This window comes from Moritella sp. F3 (genome assembly GCF_015082335.1).
Classification (GTDB): domain Bacteria; phylum Pseudomonadota; class Gammaproteobacteria; order Enterobacterales; family Moritellaceae; genus Moritella.
This window is the reverse complement of record NZ_BLRL01000025.1, coordinates 1-11911: the sequence shown is the minus strand read 5'-3', so window position 1 is coordinate 11911 and position 11911 is coordinate 1. Positions and strand designations below refer to the sequence as shown.

12 protein-coding genes are annotated in these 11911 nt (G+C 40.2%); all 12 read right to left on the bottom strand.

Annotated features, from left to right (window positions below):
• Positions 1-41 precede the first annotated feature (41 nt).
• The 12 genes from hemB to codB all read right to left on the bottom strand — a co-directional run bounded on the left by hemB (position 42) and on the right by codB (position 11274).
• The gene (gene hemB / locus JFU56_RS22100; protein ID WP_198439376.1) at positions 42-1058 is read right to left on the bottom strand and encodes a porphobilinogen synthase; all 1017 of its coding nucleotides are present in this window, start codon (positions 1056-1058) and stop codon (positions 42-44) included.
• A gap of 71 nt (positions 1059-1129) precedes the next feature.
• A complete protein-coding gene (locus tag JFU56_RS22095) occupies positions 1130-1720 on the bottom strand; it encodes a TetR/AcrR family transcriptional regulator (protein ID WP_198439375.1) in 591 nt (196 codons plus the stop codon).
• Position 1721: 1 nt separating this feature from the next.
• Positions 1722-3170: a coniferyl aldehyde dehydrogenase gene (locus JFU56_RS22090; RefSeq protein WP_198439374.1), complete on the bottom strand. Its 1449-nt coding sequence runs from the start codon at positions 3168-3170 to the stop codon at positions 1722-1724.
• A gap of 109 nt (positions 3171-3279) precedes the next feature.
• Positions 3280-4083, bottom strand: a complete 804-nt coding sequence (locus JFU56_RS22085) for a TatD family hydrolase (RefSeq protein ID WP_198439373.1) — start codon at positions 4081-4083, stop codon at positions 3280-3282.
• The gene (tatC, locus tag JFU56_RS22080; RefSeq protein WP_019442738.1) at positions 4061-4816 is read right to left on the bottom strand and encodes a twin-arginine translocase subunit TatC; all 756 of its coding nucleotides are present in this window, start codon (positions 4814-4816) and stop codon (positions 4061-4063) included. Before tatC ends, JFU56_RS22085 begins: the two co-directional genes overlap by 23 nt.
• Positions 4817-5197: a Sec-independent protein translocase protein TatB gene (gene tatB, locus JFU56_RS22075; RefSeq protein WP_198439372.1), complete on the bottom strand. Its 381-nt coding sequence runs from the start codon at positions 5195-5197 to the stop codon at positions 4817-4819. It lies immediately after the preceding gene.
• Between the two features lie 3 nt (positions 5198-5200).
• A complete protein-coding gene (gene tatA / locus JFU56_RS22070) occupies positions 5201-5446 on the bottom strand; it encodes a twin-arginine translocase TatA/TatE family subunit (RefSeq protein ID WP_198439371.1) in 246 nt (81 codons plus the stop codon).
• Positions 5447-5568: 122 nt separating this feature from the next.
• Positions 5569-7209 (bottom strand): ubiquinone biosynthesis regulatory protein kinase UbiB, encoded by a 1641-nt coding sequence (gene ubiB, locus JFU56_RS22065; RefSeq protein WP_198439370.1) that lies wholly within the window; start codon positions 7207-7209, stop codon positions 5569-5571.
• Positions 7210-7821, bottom strand: a complete 612-nt coding sequence (locus JFU56_RS22060) for an SCP2 domain-containing protein (RefSeq protein WP_198439369.1) — start codon at positions 7819-7821, stop codon at positions 7210-7212. It abuts the gene before it with no gap.
• Positions 7822-7829: 8 nt separating this feature from the next.
• Positions 7830-8585, bottom strand: a complete 756-nt coding sequence (ubiE, locus tag JFU56_RS22055) for a bifunctional demethylmenaquinone methyltransferase/2-methoxy-6-polyprenyl-1,4-benzoquinol methylase UbiE (protein ID WP_198439368.1) — start codon at positions 8583-8585, stop codon at positions 7830-7832.
• Between the two features lie 140 nt (positions 8586-8725).
• Complete coding sequence (locus tag JFU56_RS22050; protein WP_198439367.1) at positions 8726-10000, bottom strand: cytosine deaminase; 1275 nt, start codon at positions 9998-10000, stop codon at positions 8726-8728.
• Complete coding sequence (codB, locus tag JFU56_RS22045) at positions 10000-11274, bottom strand: cytosine permease (RefSeq protein ID WP_198439366.1); 1275 nt, start codon at positions 11272-11274, stop codon at positions 10000-10002. The genes JFU56_RS22050 and codB overlap by 1 nt, the downstream gene beginning before the upstream one ends.
• Positions 11275-11911: the final 637 nt, after the last annotated feature.

Here is an 11911-nt window from a genome sequence, read left to right as displayed (position 1 = left end):
TCGATGGAGTTACTTCCCCTCACACCATTATTTTTAAATCATTAAGCCTTATTTTCTTTCAGCCATATTGCCACACGTTTAGCAAAATACGTCAAAATGCCATCAGCACCCGCTCGTTTAAAGCACAGTAATGACTCAAGCACACACTCTTGCTCTTTTAACCAACCGTTTTGAATAGCTGCCATATGCATCGCATATTCACCACTCACTTGATAAGCAAACGTCGGAACACCAAATTCATCTTTAACACGGCGGACGATATCCAGGTAAGGCATACCCGGTTTCACCATCACCATATCAGCCCCCTCTTCGATATCCATCGCCACTTCTTGTAACGCTTCATCAGAGTTAGCCGGATCCATTTGATAAGTAACTTTACTGCCACCCTTCAAATTACTTGCTGAGCCAACGGCATCACGGAAAGGACCATAATAATTTGACGCATATTTTGCCGAGTAAGCCATGATTTGAGTATTCACATGCCCAGCTTCTTCTAGCGCTGCGCGGATAGCCCCAATACGACCATCCATCATATCTGAAGGAGCAATTACATCAGCCCCTGCGTCGGCATGGGAAAGCGCCTGTTTAACTAAGATATCAGTGGTAATATCATTCAGGATATAACCCGTATCATCAATAATGCCGTCTTGGCCATGTGTCGTAAACGGATCTAACGCCACATCCGTCATCACACCGAGTTCAGGAAATGATGATTTTAATGCGCGCACTGCTTTTTGCGCCAAACCATTTGCGTTATATGCTTCTTCAGCTAATAAACTTTTTTGATCTAACGGCGTTACCGGGAAAATAGCAATCATCGGAATGCCTAATGCAACCAGCTCAGCAGCTTCTTCAAGCAGTAAATCAATCGATAAGCGTTCGACACCAGGCATTGATTCAATAGCTTCACGTCGACCATTACCTTCCAGTACAAACATCGGATAGATAAGATCATTAACAGTTAACTGATGCTCAGCGACTAAGCGACGTGAAAAATCATTTTTGCGATTACGACGAGGACGGCGATTTGGGAATCCACCTAGAATAGTTTTACTCACGATATCTCCTTACGAGGTAGGAATACTAATTTGGCAACCAAGCACGAGTGGTACTTGGTTAGATCGTCATCTTACCGCGTGAGTAAGTGAATATCAGCACCTTGTACTGAAATAGCATCAACAATTACATTAATTGACGAATTAATCGCAGCCTTTTGATCTATAGCAGGTAATGCATACACATAACTCGCCGTGGATAAAAGAATACTTTCACAGGTGGTGAGTAGGTACGGAATAGGTAAATCCTTCACCGACCCATTTTGAATACCCGCATTAAGCAATTGGGTAAAAAAGCCCAGCACTTCTTGCCATATCGCCAGTTGGACCTTTTTATCAAAATACAGCGAATGGCTGCACAATAAAATAAAGGCCATTTTTTGTGGCTGGCTGACTAACCAAGTCACCCCATTAACCCAAATATTCGTCAATGGAAAAGGCGAATCAGGATCATTTGTCTGTAACAACGCCTGCGCGAATTCTTTTTTCACTTCAAAATATAAAGCTTCGATTAACGCTTCTTTCGTCGCAAAATGATGAAACAAGGTACCCGTAGCGACTTTAGCTTCTCGGGCAATCGCCGCTGTCGAAGTACCATGAAAACCATTGACCGTGAATAACGCTAATGCGCTATCCAAGATCAGTGTTCTTTTTGATTTAGTCATATTATCTCAAGAAAAATTTCAAAATTATCTTTTGTATCAAATTACCATAAGGGGCATGCACGAAGCGCGTTGAATGGAATTTACCTTGTTTCAATATCGTTTTTGATTTTGAAAAAGTACGGAAACCTTCGATACCATGGTAATGACCCATACCAGCAGAACCGACACCACCAAAGGGGGCATCTTCAGCTGCTACATGCATAATTGTATCATTAATAGCGACGCCACCAGAAATTGTCTCACGTTGTATTTTCTGTTGTGTCGCATTATCAAAGCTCATAATATATAAAGCTAAAGGATGTGGACGCGCTTTAATATAACGGATCGCATCATCAATTGAATCATAAGGTAATATTGGTAATAATGGACCAAATATTTCATCTTGCATCAATTGCATATCTTCATTTGTATCTAACAATAAGTGTGGCAACATGCGATGCTTTTGATCGTCACAGCTACTACCCGATTGCATCGTTTCAACTTTAGCCCCTTTTTGCGTTGCATCTTCTAACCAAGATTTAAGACGCGCATATTGGCGATCATCGACAATATTGGTGTAATCATCATTATCCATTGCAGCTGGATAGCGATGATTAAATTCTTTACGATATTCACTTACAAATTCGGCCACTTTTGCACGGGGGCAAAGAATATAATCAGGCGCAACACAGATCTGGCCGGCATTTAAACTTTTACCTAACATAATACGATTAACCGCGGTCTTGATATCAATATCAGGCGCCACAATAACAGGTGACTTACCACCTAATTCAAGCGTCACTGGCGTTAAGTTATCCGCAGCCGCACGCATTACGTGTTTACCGACAACAGTCGAACCAGTAAATAATAAATGATCGAAAGGCAGTTTAGTAAATGCAGCAGACAAGGCCATTTCGCCTTCAACAATCGCCACATCTTTACTATCAAAAACAGATTCAATAATTTTCTTTAACACTTGATTCGTTTTCGGTGTGAATTCCGACATTTTTAGCATCGCACGATTACCGGCAGCAATACTGGTGATCAGAGGTACGATTGCTAAATTAATCGGGAAATTCCAAGGTACTACGATACCAACAACACCCACAGGCTGATAATGGATCGTAACACTCGCTGGCGCTAATAATAGTCCAGGACTACGTCGTGTCGGCTTCATCCATTTGGCTAAGCGCGATAGGGTATAATTAAATTGTGCAACCGTCGGTAAAATATCAGCGATCAATGTATCGTAACGAGAACGATGACCATAATCTTCAGAAACCGCAGTAACAAGAGCATCTTTATTCGCAAGGAAAGCCGTTTTAAATTGGTTTAAACGCTTTTTACGCTCACTCAGGTTCCATTCTGCCTGAGTTACATAGGCCTCTTTTTGAGCACTAAAGATATGTTCCATCGCTGTAATTTCAGCAATACTATCGCTATCATTCATTTTAATTTCCGCTACGCTCATAATATTCATGCCTCAATATAAAAACCGACTAGTTAGTCAATTAAAATAGACTGAATAGTCGGTTTTGTCTACAGCAGTCCAACAATAAAATGAACAGCAGTGATAATCATCACAGCTTTGGTAGTTGGAAGAACCGTTCCGTCACGTGTAAGCTGCGACTCAGTAAAGTATCAATATCCTCTCCACGCGCTCTAGCGATGGTCTCTGCGATATGCGGTAAGTGGCAAGGTTCGTTACGACGGGACTTAGGTTTAGGCTTTAAATCACGCGGTAACAAATAAGGCGCATCAGTCTCTAACATTAATCGATCACTAGGGATTTCCCGGACTAACTGATATAAATCTGCACCACGACGTTCATCGCAGATCCAGCCCGTAATACCAATATGTAAATCTAGCTCTAGACAGGCGTCAAGATCACTAGCAGAACCAGTAAAACAATGCAGGACAGCAGCAGGCAACGCAGAACGATACTCTTTAAGGATGGCAATAAAACGTTCATTAGCATCGCGTTCATGCATGAATACCGGCATATTTAATTCTGCAGCCAGCTCTAATTGTTTTGCAAAAGCAGCTTCTTGCATTGGGCGTGGTGAAAAATCACGATTAAAATCAAGCCCACATTCACCGATAGCAACCACACTGTCATGCTGCGCTAATGTTTTAATTTGCAGCCAGCTTTCATCTGTCGCATGACGTGCATCATGTGGATGAATACCTGCAGTAGCATAAAGTTGTTGAGGGTAATCTTGAGTAAGCTGATAGGCAAGCTGGCTTTCGGCGATATCCGTGCCAGTAACAATTAAACGGCGCACCCCTTGGGCAGAGGCACGCGCTATAACATCAGGTAAATCTTTGTGAAAAGCAACGTTTGTTAAATTAACGCCTATATCAATCAGTTCCTGCTTCTTCATCTTTTATCTCGTCCTGTTTAACGTAAAAACGAGAAAATAATAAACCTAACTCAAACAATAGCAACATAGGAATAGCTAATAATGTTTGTGAAATAATATCTGGTGGTGTTAATAGCATACCCACAATGAACGCAGCAACGACGATATAAGGACGTTTTTTGCGTAAACTTTCAGGCGTTGTCGCACCAGTCCAACATAAAACTAATGTCGCAATTGGAATTTCAAATGCCAAACCAAATGCAAAAAATATCTTTAATACGAAATCAAGATAACTACTAATATCGGGCGCAAATGTAACCCCTTCAGGTGCAACACTAGCAAAAAATTCAAATGCTAACGGGAACACAATAAAGTAAGAAAAAGCCACACCTAAATAAAACAGTAATGCACTACTGATCACCAGCGGCGCAATTAATTTTTTCTCATGTTTATATAAACCAGGCGCGATAAAACCCCAGATTTGATATAAAACCCAAGGGATTGCAATAAATGAAGAAGCAACCAAGGTTAACTTTATTGGCGTGAAAAATGGCGTCGCTACATCTGTTGCAATCATACTTGTGCCAGCAGGTAGTTGCGCAATCAAAGGCGCGGAAACCAGCTGATAAATATCATTAGCGAAATATACTAAAGAAATAAAAACCACGATAATTGCGCCACTCGCACGCAATAACCGATCCCTCAGCTCGATTAAATGAGTAATCAAAGGCTGAGTATTTGGATCTGCTGCCATTTATTTTTTATCCTGTTCGATAGCTTGCTCAGCTATTTTAGGCGCCTGTTCAACCGTCGATGTTGATGCTGCAGTCGATGACTCAGCATCCGCATAAGGACGTGTCACCGAGGCTGCCGCATCACGTAAAGAATCAATAGAGTCTTGTAGTTCAGGGCTAATATTGTTCATGCCTTGCTGCTCAGCTTTTTTCAAATTGTCATGCATTTCTTGAATTTTCAATTCATGTGACAACTCGTCTTTTACTGAGTTAGCTGCACCTTTAATGGTTTTCACCCAAGTGCTGACCGTTTTTATAGCCACAGGTAACCGCTCTGGCCCTAATACTAATAGGCCCAGAACTGAGATAACGACAATCTCCCAAAATCCGATATCAAACATAGATTACGCCTGTTCTTTATCTTTTTTTGTTTCTGTTGTTTCTTTAGTTACATCTGTTTTTGTTGCGGTCGTTTCTTCTAATACCTTACTTTCTGCTTTAGTGTCTTTAGCATCGTCACCCATCGCTTTTTTAAAGCCTTTAACTGCCGCGCCTAAATCACCACCAACATTACGTAACTTCTTAGTTCCAAATAACAAAAGAATAATTACAGCAATGATAATTAACTGAGTAACACTGATTCCGCCCATGATAAAACCTTATTTTATGTAATTGAATACGTCATTATTAATATTGATCAGTATACAGTATATAGACTACATATTTACTACACTCTGATCTACGATAAATTTAACCGACCTTTTCGAGTCAGCTATTTCAGCTTGAACCAACCAAGTACAGTGGTCCCAAAGCCAATACTCGCTAGCGTCAACGCTAGTGATGTCGAATCCGGCTGGTACACGATTGCGGCACAAAGCATAATCACACCACCCACACTCAGTAAATAACGTCCTTTACCGGACTGCGCTTGGTTTTGAGTAAATTGTTCAGCTTGAGTGAACAGTTTATCTAATTTAGCTTGTTGTTTCGTTGCCTTCGTTAATGTATCAAACACTAACTCTGGTAATTCTGGTAATTTTTCTGCCCAAAATGGCGCACGTTGTTTTACTGCAGAAAATACCGCTTGAGGACCCATTTGTTCTTTCACCCAGCGCTCAAGGAAAGGCTTTGCCGTATCCCATAAGTCTAGCTGAGGATAGAGCTGACGACCTAATCCTTCAATATATAACAATGTTTTTTGCAAGAGCACTAATTGCGGCTGCACTGTCATATCAAACTTACGTGCTGTAGCAAATAAGTTAACGAGTACATGGCCAAATGAAATTTCTGCTAATGGCTTTTCAAAAATAGGATCGCAAACAGTACGGATCGCAAATTCGAAATCATTCACATCGACATGTGATGGTACCCAGCCAGAATCTACATGTAATTCCGCAACTTTACGATAATCACGATGGAAAAAGGCCAGTAGATTCTCCGCTAAATAACGTTTATCTTCACGATTTAAAGTACCAACGATACCACAATCAATACCAATCCAACGAGGGTCTTCAGGCGTCCTATAATCCACAAACACATTACCAGGGTGCATATCAGCATGGAAAAAACTATCACGGAAAACCTGGGTGAAGAATGTCTCAACCCCTCGCTCCGCAAGTAATTTCATGTTCGTACCCTGTGCTTCTAATGCCGCAATATCAGATACTGGTATACCGTATATACGCTCCATCACAATCATGTTTTTATGACTGTAATCTGCATAAATTTCGGGAACGTATAATTCTTTCGAATCTAAAAAGTTACGACGTAACTGCGTGGCATTAGCCGCTTCACGCTCGAGATTTAATTCATCAAGTATCGTTTTCTCATAATCGAGGACGACTTCCAAAGGTCTCAAACGTACCGCTTCAGGCACTAATTTTAACAACGCTTTCGATAGTCGTTTCATCAACTGAGTATCGGCACGAATAATCGGCTCGATATCTGGTCGAATAATTTTGATGACCACTTCTTCATTGTTACTTTTAAGCTTCGCCGTATGCACTTGGGCAATGGATGCCGAAGCGAGTGGGATTGGATCAAAGTCATCAAACACGTCAGTAATTGGTTTACCTAACGCTAATTCAATTTGCTGCATCGCTAATTGACTGTCAAACGGTGGGACTTGATCTTGCAGCATCGCCAACTGTTCAGCAAATTCTTGCGGAAGTAAATCGCGACGAGTTGATAACATCTGTCCGAATTTTATAAAAACAGGACCGAGTTGCTGCAATGCTAATTTAACTCGCTCCGCAGATGACTTGTCAGCATGCTGGTTTTTAATCCAAAAAATAGATTTCCGGGCGAGTCTTGCTGACAACGGTTTTAACTGTGTCGGCAACAACTCATCAAGACCATATTCTAATACGATCTTTTGGATATGATAAAAACGCTTAAGCTCAACCACTGTCATCTATGCATCTTCCTTACGTGACAGCAAGGCCAACCGCATTTCAAATTGCTTACATTGTAGCTCAAGTTCACCCACTTCATCACAGAAGTTAGCTATCTCTAACGCACCAGGCGCTAGGCGTATTTCTTCAATCAAATATTCTGCAATATTATGACGTGCGATCGTCATATTATTTTTCAGCCAAGCTTGACTTGATTTCGCACCTTGCAATAATTTATGCGCAGCAACATCGCCGGTGTAACGAGACAAGTGCTCTTCCCAGTCAATATCGAGTTCTTTTAGGATGATGCTAAACTTGCTTGCCACCATAGGATCGCCACGCATATCCAACTCACCCTCTTTAATTAAGGCTGTGAACTGTGAACTATCTTGTAATCGAGATAGACTCGATAACTTTATATCCATACAACAATCTGCATCACCATCATATTTGGCTAATACATCAATCTGAGATGAGAAAATAAAATATAATGGCTTAGGTAATTCAGCAATATTTACTTTTAATACCTTACCTTTTAATGACGCGATCTTATCTACGGTATTGGTATCTGCTTTTAACAATTGATTCAATAACGTTTCAATTCCAGCAGTAACAAGCATTTCGATTGGCATGAGAATCCCTAGAATTTATAACCACGATGCAGAGCAACAATACCACCGGTTAAATTGTGGTACTCAACACTTTCAAAACCAACGGTTTCCATCATGCCTTTTAATGTATCTTGATTAGGGTGCATACGGATTGATTCAGCTAGATATTGGTAACTATCGCCATCATCAGCAATTAATTCGCCCATCTTAGGCAAAATGTTGAATGAATAGAAATCATAAACTTTATTCAACGCTTCAGAATCTGGTTTAGAGAATTCCAGCACTAATAAACGTCCACCCGGCTTTAATACACGGAACATCGACGCTAATGCTTTATCTTTATCTGTTACGTTACGTAAACCAAATGCAATCGTAATCAAATCAAAGTGATTATCTGGGAAAGGTAATTCTTCAGCATTGGCTTGTACATAAGTCACATTACCAACAATACCGCGATCACGTAATTTAGCACGGCCTACTTTAAGCATTGAATCATTAATATCAGCTAGTGTAACAGAACCTGTATCGCCAACAATTCGAGAAAACTTAGCCGTTAAATCACCAGTACCACCGGCTAGATCTAATATTTTATGACCCGGTCTTACGCCACTGCAATCAATCGTAAAACGTTTCCATAGTCGATGAATACCCATAGACATAAGATCATTCATTACATCATATTTAGCTGCTACTGAATGAAACACACTCGCAACCATATCGACCTTTTGGTCAGATTCTACGGTTTTATAACCAAAATGCGTGGTGTTATTTGATTTGTCTGTCATCGAGCTGTCCTTAATATCAGTTTAAGCGGTTAGTTTACTGCAACTCCGAGACAACTGAAACGAAACAAATCATTAAATTTATAAAAGACAAAAAAATACCGCCTCAATGGGCGGTATTATATATAACAGAGTAAACAGGATTAACGCTTAAAGTTAATCGCTTCGCTCTCTGGCAAGTTAATATGCGTAACACTCGGTTTTGTTTCTGCAAGTATTTTACCTGCACGAATAACATAACGAGGCGCAGTCTGGCGTCGGATCGCATCATAACCAGAGTCAGCAGGTAAAATAACTAAGTTACCTGGCTTACCTTCTTCTATACCATAACGGTCTTGAATATTTAATGTTTGCGCACTGTGATCGGTAATTAATTTTAATGACTGATCAATTTGCTCATAACCCATAATTTGACAAACATGCAGACCCATATGCGTCACTTGTAGCATATTTGCAGTACCTAACGGGTACCAAGGATCAAAGATATCATCATGACCGAAACAAACATTAATATTCGCCGCTAGCATCTCTTTCACACGGGTAATACCACGGCGCTTAGGATAAGAATCAAAACGACCTTGTAAGTGAATGTTTACCAGTGGATTAGCTACAAAGCTAATACCTGACATTTTCAACAAACGGAATAAACGAGAAGCATAGGCGTCATTATAAGAATGCATTGCCGTTGTATGGCTTGCCGTTACACGATGACCCATTTTCTTTTCATGTGCCAATGTTGCCACTGTTTCCACGAAACGCGATTGCTCATCATCAATTTCATCACAATGCACATCGATAAGGCAGTCAAATTCTTGCGCTAAATCGAAAATGAAGTGAAGCGAATCAATTGCATATTCACGACTAAATTCGAAATGTGGAATTGCGCCAATAACATCAGCCCCCATCTCCACAGCTTTACGCATAATTTCTTTACCGTTTGGAAAAGAATTAATACCTTCTTGTGGGAAGGCAACAATTTGAATTTCAATAAATTCTTTTAGCTCTTCACGTAATTCAAGCAATGCCTTAAGTGCTATTAGATTAGGTTCTGAAACATCAACGTGTGTACGAACGTGTTGGATACCATTCGCGATCTGCCATTTTAACGTAGTCGTTGCACGTTTCTTCACGTCTTCATGTGTCAGCATCGCTTTACGCTCAGACCAACGTTCAATACCTTCAAATAACGTACCCGACATGTTCCAGTTAGGCTCACCTGCAGTTTGCGTTGTATCTAAATGCACATGCGGTTCAACAAATGGAGGAGTAGCTAAACCGCCTTCACCATCAATAATATCGCAATCTGTGCTATCTAACTCACCACACGGTTTGATGGCAGAGAAAATACCATTCTCAATACGAATATCGACAAACTTGTTATTTCGGTAAAGTTGCACATTTTTAATTAAAGTCGGCATTACGCGTCACTCTTTTTAGTAGTATTAATTGATTTAAAGGCCATAACTTTACAACAAACGAAGTAAGCAATAGCACCACCGATAACGGCATTAACAGGCACAACACCCGGTAATAATTGACCTGCAGCGATACCCGCAGCAACGGCAATAAGAGCCTGCCAGCGAATCGTTTCAAATTCAGCTTTTGCAAATTCAGCATACTGACCACGGTGGATTAAGAAATAATCGGCAATAAGTACACCACCGATTGGTGGAATAGCCGCACTTAAAAATGACAACCAACCCACAAAATTATTATATAACCAAAGCGCAAATATAGTACCAATCACACCGTTTATCATTGCTAATTTCTTACTATCTATGCCGGTTACATTTGAAAAACCTAAACCTGATGCATAAAGCGCATTATCATTGGTTGTCCAGATATTAAGACCTAATACGATAATAGCTGGAATCAATAATCCCTGCGTCATCATCACATCAGAAATATCAGCAAAGCCTGTCGCAGCTGCACCAGCGGCGCCAAAGATAAACATTAATGAATTACCAATGAAGAAAGCAATAAGCGTGATAGCAACTGCTGCCATTGGCTTACGACCAAAGCGAACAAAATCAGCCGTCAATGTACCGGCACTAATAAATGAACCAATCACTAAAGCCAGTGCTGTATTAAAATCAATTTGCTTATCAACAGCTGGAACGATTTTTTGCATTTCAGCAATACCGCCAAGGTCATTCACCGCAAGATAAACCGAATATCCACCTAAAATCGCAATAGCAGGAACAGCAATAAAACTTAATACCATCAGCGCTGAAATACCAAAATAAACGGTCACAGTCATTAACAGTCCAGCAATAACTATGATGGTATTTACATCAAGTACCACACCCATTTCACCCAGCAGTGCTTTTTGAACCGGCAAGGCAAACATCGCAACACCAACGCCAAACCAACCAACCTGAGTACCGCCAAGAAGTATAGACGGGATGTATGACCCCTTAGTACCAAATGAATAACGTGCTAACAAGTGCGTTGAAAGACCTGTCTTAGTACCGATATAACCAAGGAAAGCGGTATAGATACCGAGGATTAAATTACCAAGTAATACAGCATAGAAGAAATCATCATAAGAAAGTCCAGTGCCTAGCGTGCCACCAGTCCACATACTTGCAGAGAAAAAAGTAAGTCCTAGCATAACCAATGATAGTGCGATAAAACCTTTTCTTTCTGATTTAGGAACGGGTCCTAAAGAATAGTCATTTTGTGCAGCCACGAACTCTCCAATTTCTTTTTTTATTGACAAATTGCGCGGTATTCTAATGATCATCAACTTTAAGTCAATAACAAAATTTTGGTATAAAACAAACTAGCTAAAAAAAATGATACCGCTAACAATATGTATTTTTATAAAAAATTTTAATCAACAATAAGTTCAATAGCTTAGTTGTATCAAGATGAAATGAGTAATATCGAAATATGAATATCACGTTTCCAAAAAATAAATGAAATTATTTTTCAATATAGTAAACCATCACGGTCGGAGTACAGACTTACATCAACATTGACGTATTGATGGAATAAACTTCAGGTACAAAAAAAGCCTAGATCGTAATATCCAGGCTTTTTATTTTTAGCGCAGGGGCCGTATTTGGTAGAGAGTCTTACAGCCTCCATGGATGGAGGAACTACTGAAAATGTCGGAAATATTTCCAGTCCAACAAAATACGCTCCATAAAACCAGCTCTGCACACAATCTGTGTTTCTTTCATCCTTGAATTTCAGGCACAAAAAAGCCTAAATCTTTCGATTCAGGCTTTCGTTGTTTGTTGGCAGAGTGGACGAGACTCGAACTCGCGAAGCCTTCGGCAGCGTGACAGGCCGCCTTTTTTTGTAAATAGCCTAACCAACTG

Coding starts and splice junctions, on each gene's coding strand:
- ubiE (WP_198439368.1), bottom strand. CDS start 8,585: ATGACAGACAAATCAAATAACACCACGCATTTTGGTTATAAAACCGTA.
- tatB (WP_198439372.1), bottom strand. CDS start 5,197: ATGTTTGATATCGGATTTTGGGAGATTGTCGTTATCTCAGTTCTGGGC.
- tatA (WP_198439371.1), bottom strand. CDS start 5,446: ATGGGCGGAATCAGTGTTACTCAGTTAATTATCATTGCTGTAATTATT.
- JFU56_RS22060 (WP_198439369.1), bottom strand. CDS start 7,821: ATGCCAATCGAAATGCTTGTTACTGCTGGAATTGAAACGTTATTGAAT.
- JFU56_RS22090 (WP_198439374.1), bottom strand. CDS start 3,170: ATGAGCGTAGCGGAAATTAAAATGAATGATAGCGATAGTATTGCTGAA.
- JFU56_RS22050 (WP_198439367.1), bottom strand. CDS start 10,000: ATGCCGACTTTAATTAAAAATGTGCAACTTTACCGAAATAACAAGTTT.
- JFU56_RS22095 (WP_198439375.1), bottom strand. CDS start 1,720: ATGACTAAATCAAAAAGAACACTGATCTTGGATAGCGCATTAGCGTTA.
- ubiB (WP_198439370.1), bottom strand. CDS start 7,209: ATGACAGTGGTTGAGCTTAAGCGTTTTTATCATATCCAAAAGATCGTA.
- JFU56_RS22085 (WP_198439373.1), bottom strand. CDS start 4,083: ATGAAGAAGCAGGAACTGATTGATATAGGCGTTAATTTAACAAACGTT.
- tatC (WP_019442738.1), bottom strand. CDS start 4,816: ATGGCAGCAGATCCAAATACTCAGCCTTTGATTACTCATTTAATCGAG.